Raw genomic sequence first — 22,624 nt, forward strand, 5'->3', positions numbered from 1 at the left:
CAGCGGGACAGCCGGGGTCAGCCGTTGAAACCGGTGATGGCAAGGCTCCTGGCAATGCCGTCCAGCGGGTGCGCCACGTCCTGAAAGGAAGTTTCCGACTGCGGGAACGGCAGCGTTTCGGGCCTGCCGAGGTCCCAGGCCATGCTGGCGCTCAGGCTGATTCCCCTCGGACCGGTCCTGCGGGTGGTGCCCCGGATCAGCAGCATCCGGGTTCCGAACAGGAGCGGACCGGCACTTTCCTGGGCTTCATGGAAGAACACTGAATCGATGCAGCCGGTACCGTCGTCGATGCTGATGAACACCACCCGCCGGCCCCCACGCATCGGTGGCGTCTGGGTGGCTACCCGGACGCCGGCCACCAGCACTTCGGTTCCGTTCCGCAGTCCCAGCAACTTGTCGGCCGTGGTGACGCCCAGCCTTTCCAGGATTGGGCGGTGGCTGTCCATCAGGTGGGTGCTGACATCCACAGCCATCAGGTCAAGTTCAGCCCGGACGGTTTCCACCAGGGTCGGTTGGGGCAGCCCGGGTTTGACGTTGCGCAACTCGATATCGCCCAGCGGGAAGGACAGCTGCCCTTCCACCACGTCAGTGCCCTTCCGGCTTCCTGCGACCTGGAGTTGTTGCAGGTGCTGTACGAGGTCAGCCCGGTTGGCAGTTCCTCCCGCCTCCCGGTGGAGGGAGTCGAACGCGCCAAGCTGGGCAAGCCGCTTGATGCTGGGCTTGCTGATCCTGGAACGCGACCGAAGATCCGCGAGCGAGTCAAAAGGCTGACCGGCGACGATCCTTTTCAGTTCCGTTCCCGAAAGCCCGTAAATACCTTTCAGGCTGAGCCGTATCCCCAGCTTTCCGGAATCGGCTCCGGAGAGGATCCGTTCCACCCGGTATTCGTCCTTGCTCCGGTTGATGTCCAGCGGAAGGATGGGGATACCCAAACGCCGTGCTTCAGCGACCAGCAACCGTTTGGGGTACATGCCGGGGTCGTGTTCCCACAGCCCCGCCAGGAAAGCCTCCGGGTGGTGCGTTTTGAGCCAGGCCGACTGGTACGTGGGGACGGCAAAGGCAGCGCCGTGGGCCTTGCAGAACCCGAAGCTTCCAAAGGCCTTCAGGGTTCCCCATACTTTGTCCACCACCTCAGGGGCATACCCTTCGGCGCGTGCCGCCTTGCGGAAGAACTCCTCCACAGCGGGTTCGCGGTTTTCATTGCCCAGGGCACGGCGGAACTCGTCGGCACGGGCAAGCCCGCAGTGGGTCATGACGTCGAAGGTCTTGAGGATCTGCTCATGGAACACCGTGACCCCGTGGGTCTCGGCGAGTACCGGCTTGAGGTCCGGGTGGGGATATACCTCGGGAGCGAAGCCGTGCCGGTGCTCCAGGAAGGGACGGACCATGTCTGATTTCATGGGCCCCGGCCGGAACAGGGAGATATCGATGATGAGGTCGTTAAATTCCCGGGGTGCCATTTTCCCGATCAGTTCCCGCTGGCCGGGAGATTCGATCTGGAAACATCCGAGGGTATGGGTACTCCTGATGAGTTCGAACGTGGCTTCGTCGTCCAGCGGAACAGCGTTGAGATCGATCCGACCGTTGGCGGCAATGTAGTCAGGGCCGGCCCCTTCCGGACCGGGAGCATGGTGCCCGGCTGCCACAACGTCGCTCTTGGAGGGATGGATCCGGATGATTTCACGGACGGCAAACGCCATGGCGCTCTGCATCCTGACGCCGAGGACATCGAGTTTCAGCATTCCCATGGGATCCATGTCATGTTTGTCGAACTGGCTCATGGGCAGCCCCAACCCGCTGGGCTGGATTGGGGTGCGGTCCAGCAGGGTGGCGTCACCCAGGATCACTCCGCAGGGGTGCATGGAGATATGGCGGGGCAGCCGGTCAAGGCGCTCGGTCAGGTCCACCAGGAGATCCAGTTGCTGGTTGCCGTCTGTGTCCCGTTGTTCCACACGGCCGGCGAATTCGCGCAGTTCAGGTTTTTCCTGGAGCGCTTCCCGGAATTTCCCTGCGGAGAAGCGCCACAGCTGCTTGGCGATCTCCCCCACCTCGTCGCCGTCCATGCCCAGGGCCAGGCCGGCGTCGCGTACTGCTCCCCTGGCCCGGTATCCGTTCTGCATGCTCATCAGCGTGACCCGCTCAGCTCCGAACCGTTCAAAGATTTTGCGGTAGACGTTGTGGCGTTCGGCGCTTTCAACGTCGATGTCGATGTCCGGCAGGGTGGCCCTGTCCTGGGACAGGAAGCGCTCAAAGATCAGGTCATGCTGCAGCGGATTTACCTGGCTGACGTCAATCAGGTAGTTGACCAGGCTGGATGCCCCCGAGCCCCTGGCTGCGGCGCGGACTCCCATGTCCTGGATCATCCGGGAGACTTCAGCCACCGTCAGGAAGTAGGAGGAGAAGTTGAGGTTGCGGATGATCCTCAGCTCGTGCTCAAGCCTGGTGAGCATGGTTTGCTCAGCTGTACCGGAAATCCCCGGGAAGCGCTTGGAGATTCCGGCATGGCACCGCTGGACCAGTTCCTGGGCGGGGTCCTGGTCGATCCCGATGATGGACGCTTCCGGAACTACCGGCTGCTTCCACCCCATGTCACTGGCAGGATCGATCCGGCAGGCATCGGCGAGCGCCTCAGTCTGCGCAAGGAGCTGAGTGAGGTCTGCGGCGCCGTAGCCTGCCGCGGAAATGACTTCCTGGGCAAGCCGGCGCATGTGGCCTGAGGTTTTCAGCCATCCCTGGCCGGTGGGCTGCAGGAGGGGTTCGCCGGCCAGTTCGGGGAGGGATTTGAGCGTGCGTGCGGAGTCGAGGACGTCAGCTGTGGGCGCTCCGTCCGCTCCGCAGTACCTGACCGCATTGGTGAGGACCGCAGGAACACGGTGTTCTTCGGCGAGCCGGAGCATCCTTACTGCGTGGGCGGTGCTCAGGGGTGACCCGGGAGCGCTGAGCTGGGAAACAATCTCTGCCACCACTGTCCCTGTGGGCATGGCATCGAGCCATTGCTTGAACAGGGTGCGCGGACGCAGGTACCGCCTACCGCCCATGGCACGCCCAACGTCGGAGTCCGGCCCAATGAGGACCACCAGGACTGGTTTGAGTGTTTGGGGGTCGAGGGTCCTTGAGGCCAGCTCTGCCCGGGTAACGGCGACGGGCACCGTACCCCCCGCCTTGCCTGACGTCCTGGCGTGGGCATCTGAGATGAGCCGGCACAGCGCCCGGTAGCCGGCACCGTTGTTGTGCCCCTTGGCTAGCACCACAACCCGTCCAGCGATCTCGGTGCGGCGATCGCCGTCGTCGTCCAGCACTGCAAGGTCCACCCCTACGATGGGGTCTATCCCCGCGGCCATGCAGGCCTTGAGGTGCTTAATGGTGCCGTATAGCCCGTCGCGGTCCGTGCAGGCCAGCGCGGAGGCGCCGTCGTCAGCGGCGGCCTGGGCCAATTCCTCCGGCCAGGAGACTCCATAGTGTGCGCTGAAGGCGGTGGAGACATGCAGGTGCGTGAAACTCATGCTGTTCTGGGTCGAAGGGCGTCGTGGATGCGCAGCAGCCGCCACCTGCCGCTGCCGATGTGCCGGGTGAGGTCGAGAGTGAGTGGTTCCATGGGTTGGCTTTCGCTGCCGGGCCGGTGACCCGGCAAAGCCTGGGGCAGGACCTGGATCCGCCAGATTTCGTGGTCCACCATCCCGGGTCCGCTTCCCAGCGGTACCCTGCTTTCCTCAGCCCACCATTGCCTGCGTTCGAACCATCGGAGGGGCTCGGCGCAGATGTCATAGGTACGCCCCGCCCATACAAGGCTCTGGGGAAGGCCGTCCGGAGTGCAGGCAACATCAACTGATTCGCTGAACATGCCCATGGCGCCTCCGGGACTGGCTGGTACTGCAAACTGGGGAAAAGATTCGAATATGTGTTCGAATAACTCCAGTCTACGCCCGGCTCCACCCAATGCATAGAATCGTGGTTCAGGGGGTGGACTGACAGTTCTGCAGGGAGCAGGATGGGTGCATGAGCACCTCTGACGCACTCCTCAAACAAGTCAGCATCAAGGCACAGGACTCCACACTGGTGGCCACGTTCGATATAGACGGCAACATCCCCGGTTCCGGCGCCTATGTGGTGGGTCTTGTGGCGGCGAGTCCGGACTACTCATCCCAGCGGCGGCTGGGCATTGAATTCATGAACGGGGAGGCCATAGCCTTCTTTTCGTTTAACCACGAACAGAACTGTGAGGAGAACTATGACCTGGGCGGCGTGAGCCATTCAGGCAGCACCATTACAGGGAACTTCCCCATGGCAGCAATCAATGGCCTCGGCAAGGGCCATGTGATGACAGGCTTCAGCGAGGCTGACGGGCGGCAGTTCCAGTCCGGCGTGAAGGTGGACGAAAACCTCTAGGGCTCCCCGCAGCGTTGCAGCTGCAGGGCAATGAGGGGTGGCCCTGGCGGGTCAGCCGTTGTCTTCGTGGTGGACCCGGAGCTCCAGTTCGATGAATCCGGAGATCATGGCCCGGTACGTCGCTTCCACGATGTCCGGGTCGATGTCCTTCTTCTCGGCTGCCGAGCGGACATGCTGGATGATTTTCTCCACGCGGTCAGGGGCACGGACTTCGGCGTCGTCACCCTTGAGGGTGCCGGCGATCCTGATCAGGCGTTCGCGGCGCGCTATGAGGGTGACGATTTGGTCGTCCACCTCATCCACGGCAATTCGGACTGCGGCGAGCTGTTCCTTGTCGGCCAGTGCATCCCGGTCGTTTCCTTGAATTGTTGCCATCTTCTGACAGTATCGAAGCATGCAACCCAGAGTCGACTTCATCTCGCTAGGTGTCCGCAGTGTTCCGGCCTCCCGGGCCTTCTATGTGGACGGTCTCGGGTGGCCCGTGCACCGGGAGGTCCCCGGCGAAGTCGTTTTCATCCAGGCCAACCACGGGCTGGTGCTTTCCCTGTGGGATGCGGGCCAGATGCACGCCGAGGCCGGGGTTGACGCTCCCGGGCCGGTCCCCTGCATCACCTTGAGCCATAACGTCCATGCCGCCGATGAGGTGGACCGGGTCCTGGACGAGGCGAAGGCCGCCGGGGCTGCAGTTACCGGCGAACCGGTCACCCAGCCGTGGGGCGGCTACACGGGGTACTTTTCCGATCCGGACGGTTTCCGCTGGGAAGTTGCGTACAACCCCACCTGGGCAGTGGACGACGACGGGACGGTCACCGTCTGAGTTCCGGTTCCGGCGGTCCGGGCTGCTAGAAGAGAGCCTCCACGGGCCGGATGAGCTCCGGACCGTTGTTGCGGACGTTGCCCACCTCTTTGCCCACGGACTCCACGTGCCAGTCGGCGGCCACATCCTTGACCCCGGACCGCACCATATCCACCAGGGCGGCGGCGTCATCAGCCTGCGGATCAAGCCAGGCCTGCATGGTGTCCCTGTCCATGGGCAGCGGCACCCGGTCATGGAGTGCGGTCAGTTTCCCGAACACGGTCGATTCGGAGCCCGGCGGCGGGGTGTCCGCCGTCAGGATGGACGTGGAAAGCAGCCACTGGCCGGGCTCCCCCGCCGGCACCGACGGATCGCGCCACCATTCGTAGAGGCCCGCGAACGCCAGCCCCCTGCCTGCGCCGGGGTGCACATAGTACGGCTGCTTGGACTTCCCGGGGCCTTGCTTCCACTCGTAGTAGCCATCGGCGGGGACGGCGCAGCGCCGTGACTTGATTGCCTTCCGGAAGGCCGGCTTCTCCAGCACTGACTCGCTGCGGGCATTGATCATTTTGGACCCGATGCCGGGGTCTTTGGCCCAGGAAGGAACCAGGCCCCAGCGGGCGACGTGCAACTGCCGGACCTGGCGGGGGCCCGGGCCGTCCTCAACCAACCGCTCCAGGACGATGGGGACAGCATCGGTGGGGGCTACATTCCACGATGGCGGAATGCTCACCTCGTCCTCCAGTTCGGCGTCGAATTCTGCCAGGAGGTCCCCCACGGCGCGTGCCATTACGTAGCGTCCACACATGGGTCCAGCATGCCATCGGCGCCACATACTGTCATCCGGGCAGCGTCCCGGCGTCCGGACGCCGGGGAATACCGGCGGGCACGCTACCGTTGTCCCGGACGAAACCTTCACCCAACCCAGAGGAGAACCCTGTGGATTTCACTCCCGAAACCGGCACCATCACCATGTTTTCCACCACCTGGTGCGGCTACTGCAACCGGCTGAAGAAGCAGCTTGACGCGCAGGGCATCGGTTACACCGAAATCAACATCGAGGAAGTGGAAGGCACCGCCGAGCTCGTGGAGCAGATCAACGGCGGCAACCGCACCGTTCCCACTGTCCTGTTCCCGGACGGCACGGCGGCCACCAATCCGTCCGCTGCAGAGGTCAAGAACCGCCTGGCGGCCTAGCCCGGGACAATGCGGGCGCCTAGGGCATTACTTGCCCGATGCCGCGCCCAGACACTGGAGATCCAGTAGACGCGGGTCATGCCCCCAGGCTGCCGAACGGCGCCGAAGCCAGGGTGGCATGGCCCGCGTACGTTTCGAGCAGGGCATCCGTGACTGCTTCCACCGTCAGCCCGGGGACAAGATCGTCTGCGGCGCCTGCCGTGGCGGGGTCCCAGTCGAGGCCGAGCGCGGCGTAGCTGTCGGTCAGGACCTTCCGGATCGGTGCGGGGTCCTCCACCACGATGACCGAGCTGAACAGCCAGCCTCCGGCCACCACCCGCTGCGCAGTGCCAACCAGTTTGATGCGGGACCCGTCAGCCGCGGCCGTGCCGTGCACACTGAATTCGCCGGGACAGTATTCCCCAGGGATTTCCCCCACGGCTGCGTGCACACCCACCCTGCGCAGGGCGTCGGCGAAGAGCTCCCCGAAATAGCCGAAGCGGCTTTTGGAACCGGCGATTGCGTCGTCGTCGGGCTCGATGTGGTCCACCACCAGGGTGCCCTGGTGGTAGGCGGCCGCGCGGCCGCCGGCCCGGCGGACCAAGGGTTCGAAGCCGTTGTCGCGGCATGCCTGGGCTGCGGCGTCAAACCCGGGCAGCCGGGTGTCACGCTGGCCGAAGGCCACCGTGGGCGCGGGGCGGTACAGCCGAAGGGTGGGGCCCATGCTTCCGGTGCGCGCCCTGGCGAGCAGCTCAAGGCCGAACTCAAGGTCCCGGGCGGCGCCGAGCGAGACGTCCTGCCGGACCACGGTCAGGGTTCCGGAGTCAGGGTGGTGGGCCATGGCACTGGGCTCCCTTGGTCGTCATGATGCTGTTCTTTGACCCTGCCGCGGCGGTGCCGGACGGGCCCAACCTAGGGTACGCCGTCGTGCGCCCTGACAGGTGCCCGACCCACCGGCCGGGCGCCTGGCTACAGCCCCCTCCGCCCCACCCAGGCGCCGTGGAGCAGCGGAACCGCTGACGCTGCCATCAGGACGGTGCCGAGTACGGAATCGTCGGCCCGGACCACGGCCCCGGCGATGAGCAGCGCGGCGAAGACCACGGCCGACGCCGTCCGGCGGGCCGTGCGGTCCAGCCTTGCCACCTGCCGCTCCAGCCGGGGGTTGGCAACAGACACGCTTCCTTCCCCGATCCGGGTAATCAGGTCATCCACCCTCTGTGGCAGCCGCAGCGCAAGTCCAGCCGCCCCGGCCACCTGCCGGGCGGCGTCCTGAACGATGTTCCCGCCCTCTTCCCGCAGCAGCCGGGCAGCATAGGGCTCTACCGAGTCCCACAGGTTGAAGCGCTCATCCAGCGAGCTGCACACCCCCGAGGTGAGGGACATCGCCCGGATGATCAGCAGGAAGTTCTCCGGAAGCTGGAACGGCAGGGACCGGACCACTTCGCCGAATTCCTCCGCAAAGTCGCGGAATTCGCGCGGATCCACCTCGCGGAGCTCGGCAAAGCCCATCCCGCCAAACCGGGCGAACAGGTGCGTCATGGCCCGTTCCAGCTCAACAGTGTCTGCCGATGGCACCAGCACGCCGACGTCGCGGATGGCGGCGACCAGTCCTTTGCCGTCTCGGGCTGCAGCGGCGATCAGGAGCTTGCGCAAGCCGCTGCGGGTGGAGGGGGTTACCTCGCCCATCATGCCGAAGTCAATGAAGGTCAGCTTCCAGGGATGGGCGCCGGAGCCGGGCTGGGTGGGCGTGACGAAAATGTTGCCCGGGTGCGGGTCGGCGTGGAAGAAGCCGTTGGTGAACAGCTGGTCAAACATGACCGAGGCGAACACCGGCGCCACTTCGGTGGGGTCGATGCCTGCCGCACGGAGCGTATCCGTGTCTGTGATCTTGATGGCAGTGACATCCTCCAGGGTGAGCACGCGGCGGGTGCACCGCTCCCAGGCGGGCCGTGGCACGTGGACCCGAACATCGCCGGCGAAGTCCGCTGCGAACCGCTCGGCACTGGCGGCCTCGTGAAGGTAGTCGATCTCCTCCAGGCTGGTCTGCGCAAATTCCTCCACCAGGGACGGCATGTCGGCGCGGTCGGCCACGATCCGGAAGTGGCTGAGCCAGCCACCCACCTTCCGCAGCGCTGCGAGGTCGACGGCGACAATCGCCTCGATGCCCGGACGCTGCACCTTGACTACCACGTCCTTGACCCCGGCCACCTCTGCGTCGGCGGGCAGCAGCCGCGCCCGGTGCGCCTGGCCGAGGGAGGCTGCGGCCAGGGGCTCCTCCTCGAATTTGGCAAACACCTCGTCAAGGGGGAAGCCCAGCTCGGAGGAGGCAAGGGCGCGGATGGCCGGGAATGCGACAGGCGGCACCTCATCCTGCAGGCCCTGGAGTTCCTCGGTGATCTCCGGCGGCAGCACATCCAGCCGGGACGACAGGAACTGGCCCACCTTGATCATGAGGCCGCCAAGCTCCACGGCCAGTGCATGGAAACGGCGGGCGAACCGCTGCATCCTGGCCGGACGGGTACGCTCGGCAACGCGGGCCAGCCCTATCCGGGGCAGCAGCAGCTCGTACCACCACACCGCCGCCAGGTGCCGTGCGGCAAAACGCAGGATGCGGCGGTAACGGGAACGGACGTGGCCCGGGATTGCAGCCGGGCCCACCTGCCGGCGAGGGCCGGAAGCCACCCCCGTCAGTCCTGGGCGAGGATTGAGTACAGCCGCCGGCGTGCCTCGTCCAGCACTGCCACGGCCTGCTTCACCTGCTCCGGGGTGCCGGTCCGCCCCACCTGCGCGGCGGCCTGGGCCAGCTCGACGCCTGCCTTGGGAAGGGCAGCGAATCCGGTGGTGGATTGCGGGCCCGCCCCGGCCCAGGGGTTTGATGCGGCGCTCCCGGCAGCCTCGTCCCGGCCGGCTTCGGTCAGGGAGTAGATCTTCCGGCCGTTGGATTCCTCGGCCCGGATCACACCCTCATCAGCGAGCAACTGCAGGGTGGGGTAGACAGAACCGGCGCTGGGCTTCCAGCTGCCCCCGCTGCGCTCCTCGATCTCGCGGATGATCTGATAGCCGTGCATGGGCCGCTCCGCCAGCAGGGCAAGGACCGCCGCCCGCACCTCACCTTTTCCGGCCCTGGTGCCTTCCGGCTTTTCGAAGCGGGAACGGAAGTCCTCGATGGCGTGCCAGAGGCCATCGATGTTGTTGCTGCCGAATCCATATCCCGGGTTTGAGCCACGCATGGGGGTCTCCTCTGGAGATCGTGAACGATATACAACGACACAGTTAACGATACGTCTCGAAGGGCGTGGCGGCCATGGGGCCGGCGCCTAGGTTTGGCGCAGGGTGAGGATCTGTTCAGCCCTGCCAAACGGGCCCTGCAGGTCGTGCAGGACCGTTGATGTCAGGCCGATGCCGTCGCGGCCGAACGATACGGCGTTGTCCAGGCCCAGCCACTCCCCCTCGGGCCGGCGGTACATGTGGATCTGCAGGTCCAGGTTGGGGAAGGCGTAGCTGTCCGGTCCCGGCGGAACGCGCGCGGCAATGCCGTTGGCGGTGTCCACCAGCCCCATGAGGCGGGCAAGGTCTCCGCTGTCTTCGCGATCGGTCAGCGGATGCGCCGTGCGAAGCCAGACCTTCCCTGCGCCGGGACGGTGTCCTTCCGCCACCCGCATTTCCAGGGACCGGATGTAGCCGCCGGGCCAGATGGCGGACCCGTCGTAGGGCTTGCAGTCGTCCGGGCCGGGGATGGCGGTGTCTTCAACGGCGGCAACCGCTGAGGTGTCGCTGGTGACCATCCGCCAGGCGGTGGCCCTGATGGCAGTCCTGCCCTGGGCCACGAGTTCGGCCTGGAGCATCTCGATGGTCTTGCCGGGCCGCAGCACCGTGGCCTCGATGTGGAAGTCCCCGCCGGGGATCAGGCCCAGGATCTCGTAGCTCAGCCGCGCCATCCGCATCCCGGGCCGCGGCTGGAGCCGCTCCAGGGCGTCCGCCAGCAGGCCGGAGGCCGGAGCCATGTGCTGCTCGTGCGTGTTCCAGGCGCCTTGGGCGTGGATGGTGGAGCGGAAATGACCGCCGCCAAGGGCCTGGTAGTAGGCGTTGCCTTCGGCCAGTTCGGGGAGCTCGTCAGTCAACAGTGGCCTTTCAGGAAGTCCCAGTGAATTGCCACTAACTCTATCCGGAGCCCGCAGAATCGCGGCCAGCGGGTCGCGGCGAAATGTTTGAGCGCAGGGTCCGGCCGCGGACTAGACTCAGGAACTGGTCCTGTCAGCAACCCTCGGAAGAGGTGTTTCATGCGCGTCATCAGCTACAACCTCCGCAAGCACGCAGCGAGCGGCGAACTGCTTGCCCTCGCCCGGAATCATGACATCGATGCGCTGTGCCTGCAGGAAGTTGATGCGGCGGACCTGCCGGAAACCCTGGGCCCGCTCCATCTGGCGGACGCCACCAAGGGGAACCGGCTGGGCCTGGCGATCTATTACCGGACCAGCCGCTTCACGGCCCTGGACACCCAGTCCTTTGCGCTGCAGAAATCGATGCATGACCGGGTATTGGCGCCGGCCCATGAGCGGCTGATCGGAACGCGTGTGATGGACAACGAAACGCAGCACGAACTGGTCATCGGATCCTTCCACGCCGCCCCGCTCACCGCGTCGAATTCATTGCGGCGCAAGCAGATCCACGCCGCCCACGCCGAATTGCTGAGCATGGGCAAGGGCCTGATGACGCTGATGGTGGGCGACTTCAACTACCCGTTCTTCACCAAGAACCTGCATCTGCACATGAAGAATTCCGGCTACGCCCTGTCCCTCAGCAACCGGCGCACCTACACCCGCTACAAGGTCTTCAAGGGCCACTTCGACTTCGCCACATCCCTGGGACTGGACATCACCAGCGTCGAAACACTGCCCCGGGGCAAGTCGGACCACCTGCCCATCCTGGTCCACGCCGAATACGGCAAGGACTACTAGGCCAACCGCTCCCGGAGGCCGGGCCACGCCGCGCCGAAGCCGGGATGCAGCTCCTTGTCCGCAACCTCTGGCAGCGGCACCCACAGCAGTTCGATGCTTTCGGGGTCGCTGATCACAGGCTCGAAAGGCTCGCGGACCTTGACCACCACCGTGGTGTAGGACCAGTAGCCCAGGTCCAGGACTGACGTGAACAGCACATCCACGTGCCCGGCCGGGACGGCAGCCTCCTCATGGGCTTCGCGAAGCGCCCCGGACACCGCGTCCTCGCCCTCGTGCAGGGCGCCGCCGGGCAAACCCCAGGTTCCCCCGTTGTGGCTCCACACAGCGCGGTGCTGGAGCAGTACACCCCTGGCCGGGTCCCAGGCCAGGACGCCGGCGGCACCGAACCGGCCCCAGAAACGGCCGCGGTCCCCTTCCACCCAGGCATCGCCCGGGTTGCGGGGGCCGGTGCGGACAGGCGGAATCGACGATGCGGCGACGGATGCGTGGTCCATCGTCCCAGTCTGACAGGTCCGCTGCGCCGGAGGGCGGCGGAAAGTCAGTTGGCGTGTCCGTGGTCGACGGCGAAATCACCGCCGGGGTACATGACGGTTTCGTGGCCGTCGTCGAAGCGGACCACATACGGCGGCGCGCCGCCTTCGCCCCGGACTTCCAGGATCACTCCGTGACGGTCCGTTGCACCCACAGTCCTTCCGTGCACAATGATGCGGTCGCCCTGTGCAGCCTCCATGGCACTCACCTCCAAGCCCCCAGATTACGACTCCGGGGCGGGGCCGGACAGGTCCCCGTGGCAGGATTTCCCCATGCCGCTGAACATCCTCCTGATCGCCGATACCCATGTCCCCAAGCGCGCCCGGGAACTGCCCGCCCAGGTGTGGTCCGCCGTCGAACGCGCTGATGTGGTTTTCCACGCAGGAGACTGGGTAGACGCCGCCCTGCTTGATGAATTCGAGCAGCGCGCGCGGCAACTGGTGGGCGTCTACGGCAACAACGACGGCGCGGACCTCCGTGCCCGGCTGCCCGAAACGGCAGCCGTCACCCTGGACGGCGTCCGTTTTGCGATGGTGCACGAGACCGGCCAGGCGAAAGGCCGTGAACTGCGCTGCGAGGCGCTCTATCCGGACGCGGATGTCCTGGTGTTCGGGCACAGCCACATCCCGTGGGACACCACGTCGCCGCGGGGCCTGCGGCTGCTGAACCCGGGATCCCCCACGGACCGCCGGCGGCAGCCCGCGTGTACCTACATGACGGCCGTGGTTGACGGCGGCCGGCTCACCGGGCTGCGCCTGGTGGAGGTACAGCGGGGTTAGCCCGGCTTGGCAGCCGGCCCCCGGGTGCCTAGGCTGGAAACCTAAGCATGCTTAGCTTCAGGAATCCAGCCGTACCAGCAGGAGGAAACCATGACAGACCAGTACACATTCCGCGATCCGGTCACCGCCTACGAGCACATCTCCCCTCCCAAGCAGCACCAGCCTGAACCCGGCCTGGACGCCGAACTGACTCCCAAGGCCGACCTCGGCGAGGAAACCTACCGCGGCACGGGGCGGCTGGAAGGCCGCAAGGCGATCGTGACCGGCGCCGACTCCGGTATCGGGGCGGCAACAGCCATCGCCTTCGCCCGGGAAGGTGCCGACGTCGTTTTGTCCTACCTGCCGCAGGAGGAAGAGGACGCGGCCAGGATCGCGGGGATCATCGAAGCAGCCGGACGCAAGGCCATCAAGGTGCCCGGCGACCTCAAGGATCCTGCAGTCTGCCGCGAAGTGGTGGACACCGCCGTGGCCGTCCTGGGCAGTGTGGACATCCTGGTGAACAACGCCGGCAAGCAGGTGGCCCAGAAGGACCTGGCGGACATCACCGACGAACAGTTCGACCACACGGTTAAGACCAACGTCTACGCCATGTTCTGGCTGACCAAAGCGGCCCTTTCGCACATGCCGGCCGGTTCAACCATTATCAACACCACCTCGATCCAGGCGTACAACCCCTCGCCCACGCTGGTGGACTACGCCACCACCAAGGCCAGCATCAACAACTTCACCAAGGGCCTGGCCCAGCAGCTGGCGCCCAAGGGCATCAGGGTCAACGCCGTAGCGCCGGGACCCATCTGGACGCCGCTGCAGGTGAGCAGCGGACAGCCCAAGGAGGAACTGCCGGAGTTCGGCCAGTCCACTCCCCTGGGCCGCGCCGGGCAGCCGGCCGAACTGGCGCCGGCGTACGTGTTCCTCGCATCGCCGGAATCCAGCTACGTGGTGGGCGAGACCCTGAACGTCAACGGCGGCAGCCCCACACCGTAGCGGCTATTCCGCGTCCTGGTCGGCGAGCAGCGAGTCGGTGGACCCGTCCGGCTGGCCGTCGAAGAACTGGGCGAGGACCGTCTTGAACACCGTCTCGCCGGGCGCGGCGCGGAGGAACAGGGTCATGGACGACCGCAACTTGCGGGCGTCGATGCCACCCAGGATGTCCTCTGCGGAGCGCCCGGCGTGGTGGGTCAGGGCCTGCGCAGACTCAAGCAGCCGCGGGCCCAGCACGTCATGTTCCAGGTAGGCCCGTGCTTCCGCCAGGGAGGCAATGGCGTATTTGCGGGACGTTGCGCTCTGCCCCAGGCCTGCGATCTGGGGAAAAATGAACCACATCCAGTGGCCCGTCTTGTTCCCGAGCTGGAGCTCCGCCACCGCCTGGTCATAGGTTCCGCCGTCCTGGGCAGCAACGAAACGCTCGAGATTAAAGGGCTCGTCCATCGTCATTCTCCTTTGTGGTGGGACAGTGTTGCTGCTGCCGCCCGCAGGTGGGCGTCCGGGTCGGCACCCCAGCGGGCCAGTACGGTTTCCGCGCGTTGCCGGTTGCGGTGCTCCAGCCTGCCCAGGAGCGGCCGCAGAACGTCGGTGACGAGCGGACCGGCAAGTTCAGGTGCATGCGCGGACCGGATGAATCCCTCGACGCGGGTCAGATCCGAGTGCCGCAGCAGGTCCACCCGCGACTGGAGCAGCACCACCGCGGCCTGGCGGCGTTCGAAGACCGGCCGGGCGCCCGGTTTCGGCTGGCCCCACAGTTCCGAGGCAAGCTGGACCACGGCGTCGTGGTCCAGGTCCTTGAACTTCCGGAGGGCGTCGCGGATGGTCCCGCGCACCGCGCCCACTGAGGAACCGTAAGAGCCGAGGACGCCGCCAAACCTGCTGCCGACGTCGTCCGCGCGGTACCACGCGCCCTCGTTCTGCAGCGTGCGGTCGATGAAACCTGCCGCCTCGGCGACGGCGTCCGGACCGGTGGTCACGAGCGCCCCGCGGCTGCGTGCTCGATGCAGTACGGCGTCCAGGGCCGGGCCTCAAGCCTGCCTTCGGCGATGGGCAGGCCGCAGACGGCGCAGCTGCCAAACGTTCCGGCGGCGATCCGGGCCAGGGCCGCTTCCACTTGGTCCAGGCTGGCTGAGCTCTGGTTCAGCAGCGCTGAGGCCTGGGACAGCTCGAAGGCGATGGTGGCACCCTCGGGATCGTGTTCGTCGTCCACGTTGGCTCCCTGGCGGGCGGAGTTGGCTGCGGCGATGTCCGCCCGCAACGCCGGCAGCAGGGCCAGTTTCAGCTGCCGCTCCTCTTCGAGCAGCAGCCGGAAGCGTTCGTAGTCAGCCATGGGAAAAGCCTAGTCCTGCGTCAGTACCAGTTGTTCGCCATCGAGTGGCTCCAGGCTCCGCAGGGCGAACCGTACCTGTCGCGGATGTATCCCAGCCCCCAGTCGACCTGGGTCCGGTAGCTTGTCAGCCAGTCACTGCCGGCGCTCGCGTACTTCCCCGGCGGCAAGGCCTGGGGGATCCCGTAGGCACCCGAGTAGGGGTTGGTGGCCGTGGTCTGCCAGTTGGACTCCTTGGTCCACAGCTGCGCCAGGCACAGGAACTGGTCCTGGCCCCAGCCGTAGGCGCCCAGGCGTCCGGCAGCATAGCTCTTCGCTCCGGCAGGATCGTTGACGGCACCACCGGGAACCGACGGTACGACGACGGGCGGCGGCACCGGCTGGGCCGGCGGTGCGGGCGGCGGGGCCGGGTTCACCGGGGCGGGCTTCACAGGATCCGGGTTCGCCGGAGCGGGACCGGCAGCTCCTGGCGGCGCACCGGGCGCGGGCGGTGGTACCTCCACGCGGGCGTCCGCTGCGGCTTTCGCTGCCCGATCCGAGTCCCGTTGGGCCTGTTCCCGGGCGGCGGCACGCTTCGCCGCCTGCGATGCTTCATAGGCGGCGAGGGCGGCCTGGCCCTGCCGGAACTCCCCCTCAACGGCCGCGGTTGTTCCCTTGAGTGAGGCCAGCTGTGCCGTGAGTTCCCCGCCGTGCTGCTTCTCTTCACTGATGTGGCGGGCTACCGCGTCCTGCGCCGACCTGGCCCCGGCAAGCCTGGCTCCGGCCTCCCTGGCCAGGTTTTCCCGCTCGGACCGTGCGGCTTTCTCCTGCTCACCCAGGGACCATGCCACCTTCGCGGCGGACGCCGCCCGGTCCACCAGGCCGGCTGTCTTCGCGCCCACCAGCTCCACCATGTTGAGTCCGTGGACGCTGCCGGCCTCAAGGGCGTCCAGGGCCATGAAGAATCCAGCCGTGGTTGCACCCGTCTTGTAGGACTGCACGGCAAGGGCGCCGATCTCCCTGCGGTGCGCCTGGAGTTCCCCGCTGGCAGTTGCCGACTGCGCCGCCAGGGCTTCGACCCTGCTGTTGGCTGCAGCGAGTGCCGCCTCGGTAGCGGCGTAGTCCGCCGCAGCGGTCACGGCCACGCCGCCAAGTGTTTCTGCATCCGCCTGCAAACCGGCGAGGAGGCTGCCGATCCGGGTGATCTCGGCCGCTGTGCCCGCTTCAGACTCCCTGGCCTCCCGGACGTCCTCCCAGGAGGGGTACCCCTCCGGCGGGAGGTCGGCGGCCGACGCCGGAACCAGGGCCGCGCCCAGCAGGGCACACGCCAGAAGTCCTCCGAGCACCGGGGACTTCAGTTTGGTAACAAACAGGGACATAGTCCCGTAGCCTACGGCCTCAACCACAGGTTGAACCTTTACTGCTGTGGATTGTTATCCAGCAGAGACGGAAGCCGCGCCACAGCCCTAGACTGTGCCCATGGCCGGCGCCAGCACACCAAGCACCACAGCAATCCGCCGCGGCCCTGCCTCCGCACGGACAGCAGGACGGGCACCCGCCCGCCTGCGGTTGCCGTTCCTGACCGCAGCAGTACTGGCGGTATCGGCCTGCACCCCGCAGCAGCCCACCCCGGCAGCGTCCCCCGCTGCCGCCGCCCCCGGACCGGTCACCATCGAGGTAAACCAGTCCCGCGACCAGTACGGGCAGCACGCCATCCTGCTCCAGCTCACCAACACCACTGACGGTCCCCTGACGGTGGACCTGGCGCGGGTCAGTTCCGCGCTGTTCGACGGGGACATCGAGTGGACGCCACAAGCGGGCGGCCTGGAGCTTCCGCCGCACCAGCCCAAGAGCGTGCCCGCACAGCTTCCACCCCCGGCCTGCGCCGCCCCGGCATCGGCATCCTCGCAGGCCAGCGCCAGGGTTTCCGTTTCTGCGGCGGGACAGCAACCGGCCACGCTGACCCTCCAGGCTCCGGATCCCTTCGGCGTGCTGCCGCGCAACAATACCGAGCTCTGCCTGGCCGCCGACGCCGCGAAGGTGGCCGGGCTAAGCCTGGACCCGCAACTCGAGGTAGCGGCGGACGGCCGCACCGCCGTCGTCCGCCTTCGCGTCAGCCCACGTCAGACGGTTCCCGGAGAGACTCCGTCCCTCACGCTGCACAGCGTGGGCGGCACTCCCCTGCTGGCGGAGGCCGGGCCCGGGCCTGGGGCTGAGCCGTGGCCTCGGAACGTGACGGTCCGGTCGGGGGAACCCGGCACGGTCCTGGCCCTGCGGGTGCGTCCCGCCCGGTGCGATCCGCACGCTGTGGCGGAAGACAAAGTGGGTACCCTGCTGCCCCTCACCGTTGCCGTCGGGAGCCGGGAAGGTGTCCTGAAAGTGGCTGCGGACGGTCCGTTGCGTGCGCAACTTTATGACTTTGTTACGGAGGCCTGCCAGACCGGCTAGGCACCGGGCATCATCCGAGGTCACGGCGGCGTGCCGGGCTGCCCTCCGGACGGTGGCCCCATCCGAGAGGACCGCCTCGTATGTTATCCAAATGTGACAATCGGGTGAACGTCGGGTTATGGTCGTACACGTGTCCCTCCCAAGCGGGACATTCCCCTCAGCTTGCCGAGCCCTGCCGCTGAACCGGGATTCAATCGCTTTCCAGCTGGCAGGGACGGGGGAACCAAGTTTCCGCGGCTTCATTGAAGCCTTGGGGTTAAGTCGATATCGCCTTCCGTCCCTGACGAAGTGCGCTACCGGCCGGGCATCTCCAGCCCGAACCCGACAGCTCACCCCGCAGGCATGGGAGAGGCGATCAACCGTGTCCAAAAATTTCACCACCGCCCGTCACCGTGCTACTCCGGCCGGCTCCATCGCACTGCAGGGCCTGGCCGTGACGGCCAAGGCCCAGGCCCGGACCTTCGGACGCCCGGCACTGGCGGTAGCCGCAGCATCCGGCATTGCGTTCGGCGTCGGAGCTCCGGCACATGCAGGCGTGACCGGCCCGGACAGCACCGAAACCACTAACGTCCAGGCATACTCGGCTCCTGCCGCGCCCGTAGCCGCTGCACCCGCCGCCGCTGCCGGCAACGTCCACACGGTTGTTTCCGGCGACACCCTGGGCGCCATTGCGTCCGCCAACGGGGTTGGCCTGAACGATGTCCTGGCAGCCAACGGCCTCGACGTTTCCTCGATCATCTACCCGGGCGACCAGATTGCCATCCCCGGCGCCGGATACGCAGCCCCGGCCGCTCCGGCTGTCGCTCCGGCAGCAGCACCGGTGCAGACCGCAAGCGCGGCTCCCGCCAACACCGGCATGAACCTCGGCTACGCCTCCGCAACGCCTGCGGCTACCGGCTCGGGCACCGGCGCCGCCATCCTCGCCAACGCTTACGGCCAGGTTGGCGTCACCCAGGATTGCACCGCCATGGTGGAGAAGGCCCTGCGAGCCGTCGGCAAGTCAGTAGGCGACCTGGCTCCCGGCCAGTTCTTCCAGTACGGCACCGTGGTGGGCGCTCCCGCCCCGGGTGACCTGGTCATCTCTGCCGGCCACGTCGGCGTGTACGCCGGTGACGGCCAGATGGTCAGCGGCGGCGTCAACGGCAGCCAGACCCAGGTGCACTCCGTCAGCTGGGTTGGTGCAGCCTCCTACGTACGGGTCGCCTAGCCCTGCTGAGCAGGTAGCGTCCAGCTCATAGAGCTGCAAAAAGGGCGGTAGCCGGGATATCCCGGTTACCGCCCTTTTGCTTGGTTGCCAGGTTCAGGTGCCGCAGAAGGTCATGTACGTCCCGAAGTCCTCCGGGGCGCCCTCGGCGTACCGCTCCAGGCCGGGGCGTTCGCTGTACGGCGCAGTCACCGCTTCCAGCAGGCCGTGCAGTGGATCCAGGTCCCCGCCGGTAGCCGCTGCCAGCGCCTCTTCGACCAGGTGGTTCCGCGGAATGTACGCGGGATTGGTGCTGTCCATCAGCCCGGCATCCGGCCCCAGCTTCTGCCAGCGTTCGGCCCAGGCATCGTACACAGCCAGGTCCATGACCATCCCACGGACAGGACGGCTGTCACCCCGGGCAGCCTTGGCCAGGTTCCTGAAGAAGAGCGTGTAGTCCACCGGGTCGTCCTTGAGGATGCCGGTGACGCCGTCCACCAGGTCAGAGACCTCCTGGGCTGCCGCCGTTTCCGGTTTCCCCGCAACAAGGCCCAGCTTGGTGGCCATGCCGCCAAACCACTCCGCACTGTAGTGCCGCCGGAACCCGCCCAGCGCCTCCACGGCCACCGGAACCGCCGCCTCCTGGTCTTCGTCGATGAGCGGCAGCATGGCTTCGGCGAGGCGGGCCAGGTTCCATTCGGCCATGACCGGCTGGTTGGCGTACGCATACCGGCCACCGACGTCGATGGAGCTGTACACGGCGGCCGGGTTGAATCCGTCGATGAAGGCACAGGGGCCGTAATCTATCGTTTCACCGGAGATGGTCATGTTGTCTGTATTCATCACACCGTGGACGAACCCCACCAGCATCCACTGCGCCACGAGCGAGGCCTGCGCCGCCACCACGGCCCGGTACAGGGCGAGGTAGGGGTTCTCCTCCGCGGCGGCATCCGGATAGTGGCGGCTGATGGCATGGTCCGCCAGCCGGCGCAGGAGTTCCGTGTTTTCCGTGGCCCGCGCATACTGGAAACTGCCCACCCGCAGGTGGCTGCCGGCCACCCGGGCAAGCACGGCGCCGGGCAGCATGTCATCCCGGCGCACCTGCCGTCCTGTCGCCACGACGGCGAGGGAACGGGTGGTGGGGATGCCGAGGGCGTGCATGGCCTCGCTGACCACGTATTCGCGGAGCATGGGCCCGACGACGGCACGGCCGTCCCCGGCGCGGGCGAACGGCGTGCGGCCGGAGCCTTTCAGGTGCAGGTCCTTCAGCCGTCCGCGGGCATCCTCCAGCTCACCCAGCAGCAGCGCGCGGCCGTCACCGAGGAGGGGCGAGTAGCCACCGAACTGGTGCCCGGCGTAGGCCTGGGCCACGGGCGTGGCACCCTCCGGGACGTGGTTGCCCAGCAGGAACCGCACCCCCTCCTCCGAACCCAGATAAGCGGGGTCGAGCCCCAGTTCCGCGGCGAGCGGTTCGTTGAGTACCAGGAGTCTGGGGTCCGGGGCTTCCTCCGCCTCCCAGGGCACCGCCAGCTCGTTGAGTTCGCGGGCGAAGCGGCCGCCCAGGGCGACAATCGATTCTGCAGCAGCGGTCATGGTTTAAACCCTATCCCCGCGGCGGCCGTTGCAGGCCCTCGCGGCGGTTCGGAAGGCGGATGCGCTGGAGGTCATCGGCGGCGATCACGGTGGCGCCCCCGGCGCGGGCGGACGCCTGCCGGGCCAGGAGGGTGACGTCGTTGCCGTACCGGGACGAGAAGTGCGTGAGCACCAGCGTCCGTGCGCTCCCGTGCCGCGCCAAATCGCCTGCTTGCCCGGCGGTGAGGTGGCGGTATTCCTCCGCCAGACCGCCGTCGTGGTCGCTGAACGTGGACTCGGCGACCAGGAGGTCGGCGCCGTCGGCAAGGTCTTCGGCACCGTCGCAGGGGGCGGTGTCCATGACGAACGCGAAGCGCTGCCCGGGGCGCGGAACGCTGACATCGGCGAGTCCGACGCCGTCAAGGGTACCTTCGCGCCAAAGGCGGCCGACGTCCGGCCCGGCGATGCCCGCTGCCGCGAGGCGGTGGGGCAGGAACGTGTGACCCTCCGGCTCGGTGAGGCGGTAGCCGTATGTTTCGATCCGGTGCTTGAGCGGCCGGATATGGAGGCCGTCCGCCACCTCGCCGGCGGCGCCGTGGGGATGGAGCCTCAGGTCCAGGCCGGGCGTGCTGACGGAGACCAGCGCCTGCACCACAGCATCCCCGGAGGCCGGGTAGTGCAGGTGGACCGGGTGGTTGACGCCGTCCAGCACCATCCGGGACAGCACGCCCGGGAGTCCGAAGCAGTGGTCGCCGTGGACGTGGGTGAGGCAGATCCTGGTGACTTGCGTTGCCGAAACTCCGGCGTGGATCATCTGGCGCTGTGTTCCTTCGCCGGGATCGAAGAGCAGCCCCTCCCCGTCCCAGCGCAGCAGGTACCCGTTGTGGTTCCGGGTACGGGTGGGCACCTGCGATGCGGTGCCCAGGACCACCAGTTCACGCACGGCCGCTGCCGTGACCTGCGGCCGCCAGGCCTTTTGCGTAGGTTGCCTGGCCCACGTGCTGCAGGCAGTCGGCGAGGGTACTGACAAGCCGGACGCCGAGGGTCACCGGAGGGTCCCATCCGGGCTCTTGAGCGTCTCAACCACTGCATCGCTGATACGCACGCAGGCGTCCTGCAGGAGTTCAGTGGATTTCACTGGCCGGCTTCTCCCTGGAGCAGCGGGTCCTCCTGCCAGCGGTCCGGATTGTTCTCGGCCGCACCCGGATAGCTGTCCGGTTCGCCGTGTACGGGGTCAAGCTCCTGTGACGCCGCGCTTCCCGGGGTTTCATCAAGCAGCACGTCATTTTCGTCAACGACTTCCAGGCCATCCTCCGGAAGGTTCTGTTCACTCATGGTCACGCCTTTCCTTGGGGCTGCACCCGGTCTGATGCAGCGCAGAACGGTACCGCCAGACAATAGTAAGCATACTGAGCACCCCTGCGGGTGGGAACCGTCCCCCGATAGCCGTGACTTTCGGCCCTACAGATGGCGGGAGTCCGGCGGCCACTCTTATACGGAAGGAGACGTGCTGTCGCCGCGCAACGCTGGGGGCTGCCACCGCCTCCTGAGTCAGCCCACAACTCCGCACGAAAGACCAGGAAACCGGCCATGACATCACGTAAACCGATTGCCGTTGCCACCAACGACTCTGCGCAGAGCCAGGCGGCGGTGCTGTGGGCCGCGCACCGGGCCGAAAAGGCCGGGGTACCGCTGGCGGTCCTCCACGTGGTGGACGACCGCTGGGTGGCCGAGCCCTATCCCTGGTTCGGCGTACTGGAGGAGGCGGGCGACCAACTGCTGAAAACTGCGGCAGGGCGCGTCCGGGGAGCAACACCGGCCACTGTCACCACACGGCTCCTGACCGGGAGCGTGGGCGGTTCGCTGGCCAAGTACTCGGGCAAGGCGTCAATGCTGGTGATCGGTTCCGGCTCCGGGCACCTGGGCGGGACACTGGCAGACCGGGCCCTGCAGGTTGCGGCCTCCGCCAAGGTGCCGGTGGCCGTCGTCGGAACGCAGGACCTTGCCGGACGGTCCGGCGTGGTGGTGGGAATCGACGGCTCCCGGGAGGCTACGCAGGCTGTCGCTTTCGCGGCTGCAGAGGCCGACCGGGAGGGCGATGAGCTCACCGTTGTCTATGCTGTCAGGATGCCCGACCCCGTGACGGATGCGGGGCTGGCCCCGGCGAGCCTTGCCGAGATGGTTTCCGAAGAAGAACGCGTGGTCCTCTCTGAAACCGTGGCGGGCCTCGAGGAGGACTACCCCGACCTGAAGGTACACCGGGTGCTGGACACCGAACGGGACCCCGTTGACGCGCTGGTCCACGCGGCAAGTGGAGCAAGGATGCTGGTGGTGGGAAGCCGCGGCCGCGGCGGCATCAAGCGGCTGCTGCTGGGTTCCACTGCCCACGGGGTGCTCAAGCACCTTCCCTGCCCCACTGTCATCACCCGGATCCAGGCCGGCAAGAACAAGGCCTGACCGGCAACGGAAACCGGCCAGGCAGGGGGCCGGATTCCGCCAACCACA

The 22,624-nt window shown here is 67.1% G+C and carries 26 protein-coding genes and 1 riboswitch; of the genes, 9 read left to right on the forward strand and 17 right to left on the reverse strand.

The window, feature by feature from the left end:
- Nucleotides 1-17: 17 nt before the first annotated feature.
- Entirely contained in the window at nucleotides 18-3,503 is a 3,486-nt protein-coding gene (locus ACFV4R_RS11565; RefSeq protein WP_377204209.1) for a DNA polymerase III subunit alpha, read from the reverse strand.
- Nucleotides 3,500-3,847 (reverse strand): DUF6504 family protein, encoded by a 348-nt coding sequence (locus tag ACFV4R_RS11570; protein WP_377204208.1) that lies wholly within the window; start codon nucleotides 3,845-3,847, stop codon nucleotides 3,500-3,502. Before ACFV4R_RS11570 ends, ACFV4R_RS11565 begins: the two co-directional genes overlap by 4 nt.
- Nucleotides 3,848-3,996: 149 nt before the next feature.
- Here ACFV4R_RS11570 and ACFV4R_RS11575 point away from each other — a divergent pair, with 149 nt between their 5' ends.
- Nucleotides 3,997-4,386 (forward strand): hypothetical protein, encoded by a 390-nt coding sequence (locus tag ACFV4R_RS11575; RefSeq protein ID WP_377204207.1) that lies wholly within the window; start codon nucleotides 3,997-3,999, stop codon nucleotides 4,384-4,386.
- Between the two features lie 51 nt (nucleotides 4,387-4,437).
- Here the strand turns inward: ACFV4R_RS11575 and ACFV4R_RS11580 are convergent, their stop codons facing one another.
- Entirely contained in the window at nucleotides 4,438-4,761 is a 324-nt protein-coding gene (locus ACFV4R_RS11580; RefSeq protein WP_015937239.1) for a chorismate mutase, read from the reverse strand.
- 19 nt (nucleotides 4,762-4,780) lie between these two features.
- Between ACFV4R_RS11580 and ACFV4R_RS11585 the strand changes: the two genes are divergently transcribed.
- Nucleotides 4,781-5,203 (forward strand): VOC family protein, encoded by a 423-nt coding sequence (locus ACFV4R_RS11585; RefSeq protein WP_377204206.1) that lies wholly within the window; start codon nucleotides 4,781-4,783, stop codon nucleotides 5,201-5,203.
- 25 nt (nucleotides 5,204-5,228) lie between these two features.
- Here the strand turns inward: ACFV4R_RS11585 and ACFV4R_RS11590 are convergent, their stop codons facing one another.
- Nucleotides 5,229-5,990: an SOS response-associated peptidase gene (locus ACFV4R_RS11590; RefSeq protein ID WP_377204205.1), complete on the reverse strand. Its 762-nt coding sequence runs from the start codon at nucleotides 5,988-5,990 to the stop codon at nucleotides 5,229-5,231.
- A 131-nt stretch (nucleotides 5,991-6,121) separates the two neighbouring features.
- On the opposite strand from ACFV4R_RS11590, the gene ACFV4R_RS11595 reads away from it, so the two are divergent.
- Nucleotides 6,122-6,379 carry a mycoredoxin gene (locus ACFV4R_RS11595; protein WP_015937242.1) on the forward strand — a complete coding sequence of 86 codons (258 nt, stop codon included), beginning with the start codon at nucleotides 6,122-6,124 and terminating at the stop codon, nucleotides 6,377-6,379.
- Between the two features lie 76 nt (nucleotides 6,380-6,455).
- Here ACFV4R_RS11595 and ACFV4R_RS11600 read toward each other — a convergent pair whose 3' ends face one another.
- From ACFV4R_RS11600 to ACFV4R_RS11615, 4 genes are all read right to left on the reverse strand, one after another.
- Nucleotides 6,456-7,199, reverse strand: coding sequence for a biotin/lipoate A/B protein ligase family protein (locus ACFV4R_RS11600; protein ID WP_377204204.1), 744 nt, complete (start codon nucleotides 7,197-7,199; stop codon nucleotides 6,456-6,458).
- Between the two features lie 128 nt (nucleotides 7,200-7,327).
- Entirely contained in the window at nucleotides 7,328-9,040 is a 1,713-nt protein-coding gene (locus ACFV4R_RS11605) for an ABC1 kinase family protein (protein ID WP_377204203.1), read from the reverse strand.
- Between the two features lie 5 nt (nucleotides 9,041-9,045).
- Nucleotides 9,046-9,588 carry a PadR family transcriptional regulator gene (locus tag ACFV4R_RS11610; protein WP_377204202.1) on the reverse strand — a complete coding sequence of 181 codons (543 nt, stop codon included), beginning with the start codon at nucleotides 9,586-9,588 and terminating at the stop codon, nucleotides 9,046-9,048.
- Between the two features lie 87 nt (nucleotides 9,589-9,675).
- Nucleotides 9,676-10,479, reverse strand: a complete 804-nt coding sequence (locus tag ACFV4R_RS11615; protein WP_377204201.1) for a thioesterase family protein — start codon at nucleotides 10,477-10,479, stop codon at nucleotides 9,676-9,678.
- 159 nt (nucleotides 10,480-10,638) lie between these two features.
- Between ACFV4R_RS11615 and ACFV4R_RS11620 the strand changes: the two genes are divergently transcribed.
- Nucleotides 10,639-11,316, forward strand: a complete 678-nt coding sequence (locus ACFV4R_RS11620; protein ID WP_091720561.1) for an endonuclease/exonuclease/phosphatase family protein — start codon at nucleotides 10,639-10,641, stop codon at nucleotides 11,314-11,316.
- On the opposite strand, the gene ACFV4R_RS11625 is transcribed toward ACFV4R_RS11620, so the two are convergent.
- Nucleotides 11,313-11,810, reverse strand: a complete 498-nt coding sequence (locus ACFV4R_RS11625) for an NUDIX domain-containing protein (protein ID WP_091720563.1) — start codon at nucleotides 11,808-11,810, stop codon at nucleotides 11,313-11,315. The two genes, ACFV4R_RS11620 and ACFV4R_RS11625, sit on opposite strands and share 4 nt — an antisense overlap.
- 44 nt (nucleotides 11,811-11,854) lie before the next feature.
- Nucleotides 11,855-12,046 (reverse strand): DUF1918 domain-containing protein, encoded by a 192-nt coding sequence (locus ACFV4R_RS11630; RefSeq protein ID WP_015937249.1) that lies wholly within the window; start codon nucleotides 12,044-12,046, stop codon nucleotides 11,855-11,857.
- Between the two features lie 73 nt (nucleotides 12,047-12,119).
- Between ACFV4R_RS11630 and ACFV4R_RS11635 the strand changes: the two genes are divergently transcribed.
- Complete coding sequence (locus ACFV4R_RS11635) at nucleotides 12,120-12,626, forward strand: metallophosphoesterase family protein (protein ID WP_377204217.1); 507 nt, start codon at nucleotides 12,120-12,122, stop codon at nucleotides 12,624-12,626.
- A gap of 90 nt (nucleotides 12,627-12,716) precedes the next feature.
- Nucleotides 12,717-13,610, forward strand: coding sequence for a glucose 1-dehydrogenase (locus ACFV4R_RS11640; RefSeq protein WP_377204200.1), 894 nt, complete (start codon nucleotides 12,717-12,719; stop codon nucleotides 13,608-13,610).
- 3 nt (nucleotides 13,611-13,613) lie between these two features.
- Here ACFV4R_RS11640 and ACFV4R_RS11645 read toward each other — a convergent pair whose 3' ends face one another.
- Genes ACFV4R_RS11645 through ACFV4R_RS11660 form a run of 4 tightly spaced genes read right to left on the reverse strand, consistent with a single transcriptional unit; the run spans nucleotide 13,614 to nucleotide 16,295 of the window.
- Nucleotides 13,614-14,054 carry a DUF1810 domain-containing protein gene (locus ACFV4R_RS11645; protein WP_377204199.1) on the reverse strand — a complete coding sequence of 147 codons (441 nt, stop codon included), beginning with the start codon at nucleotides 14,052-14,054 and terminating at the stop codon, nucleotides 13,614-13,616.
- Nucleotides 14,055-14,056: 2 nt separating this feature from the next.
- On the reverse strand, nucleotides 14,057-14,587 hold the full coding sequence (locus tag ACFV4R_RS11650) for a DNA alkylation repair protein (protein ID WP_377204198.1): 531 nt from the start codon (nucleotides 14,585-14,587) through the stop codon (nucleotides 14,057-14,059).
- Complete coding sequence (locus tag ACFV4R_RS11655) at nucleotides 14,584-14,940, reverse strand: TraR/DksA family transcriptional regulator (protein ID WP_377204197.1); 357 nt, start codon at nucleotides 14,938-14,940, stop codon at nucleotides 14,584-14,586. Before ACFV4R_RS11655 ends, ACFV4R_RS11650 begins: the two co-directional genes overlap by 4 nt.
- A gap of 20 nt (nucleotides 14,941-14,960) precedes the next feature.
- Complete coding sequence (locus ACFV4R_RS11660; protein ID WP_377204196.1) at nucleotides 14,961-16,295, reverse strand: lytic transglycosylase domain-containing protein; 1,335 nt, start codon at nucleotides 16,293-16,295, stop codon at nucleotides 14,961-14,963.
- 100 nt (nucleotides 16,296-16,395) lie between these two features.
- On the opposite strand from ACFV4R_RS11660, the gene ACFV4R_RS11665 reads away from it, so the two are divergent.
- A complete protein-coding gene (locus ACFV4R_RS11665) occupies nucleotides 16,396-17,364 on the forward strand; it encodes a hypothetical protein (protein WP_377204195.1) in 969 nt (322 codons plus the stop codon).
- Nucleotides 17,365-17,549: 185 nt separating this feature from the next.
- A riboswitch (cyclic di-AMP (ydaO/yuaA leader) is annotated at nucleotides 17,550-17,722 on the forward strand.
- Between the two features lie 3 nt (nucleotides 17,723-17,725).
- On the forward strand, nucleotides 17,726-18,571 hold the full coding sequence (locus ACFV4R_RS11670; RefSeq protein WP_377204194.1) for a LysM peptidoglycan-binding domain-containing protein: 846 nt from the start codon (nucleotides 17,726-17,728) through the stop codon (nucleotides 18,569-18,571).
- A gap of 93 nt (nucleotides 18,572-18,664) precedes the next feature.
- On the opposite strand, the gene ACFV4R_RS11675 is transcribed toward ACFV4R_RS11670, so the two are convergent.
- The 3 genes from ACFV4R_RS11675 to ACFV4R_RS11685 all read right to left on the reverse strand — a co-directional run bounded on the left by ACFV4R_RS11675 (nucleotide 18,665) and on the right by ACFV4R_RS11685 (nucleotide 21,454).
- Entirely contained in the window at nucleotides 18,665-20,140 is a 1,476-nt protein-coding gene (locus tag ACFV4R_RS11675; RefSeq protein ID WP_377204193.1) for a YdiU family protein, read from the reverse strand.
- Nucleotides 20,141-20,150: 10 nt separating this feature from the next.
- Nucleotides 20,151-21,062, reverse strand: a complete 912-nt coding sequence (locus ACFV4R_RS11680) for a ribonuclease Z (RefSeq protein ID WP_377204192.1) — start codon at nucleotides 21,060-21,062, stop codon at nucleotides 20,151-20,153.
- A gap of 191 nt (nucleotides 21,063-21,253) precedes the next feature.
- On the reverse strand, nucleotides 21,254-21,454 hold the full coding sequence (locus tag ACFV4R_RS11685; protein ID WP_377204191.1) for a hypothetical protein: 201 nt from the start codon (nucleotides 21,452-21,454) through the stop codon (nucleotides 21,254-21,256).
- Between the two features lie 255 nt (nucleotides 21,455-21,709).
- On the opposite strand from ACFV4R_RS11685, the gene ACFV4R_RS11690 reads away from it, so the two are divergent.
- Nucleotides 21,710-22,576 (forward strand): universal stress protein, encoded by an 867-nt coding sequence (locus tag ACFV4R_RS11690; protein ID WP_377204190.1) that lies wholly within the window; start codon nucleotides 21,710-21,712, stop codon nucleotides 22,574-22,576.
- Nucleotides 22,577-22,624: the final 48 nt, after the last annotated feature.

The sequence above is a fragment of the Pseudarthrobacter sp. NPDC059871 genome (assembly GCF_042731175.1).
Taxonomy (GTDB): Bacteria; Actinomycetota; Actinomycetes; order Actinomycetales; family Micrococcaceae; genus Arthrobacter.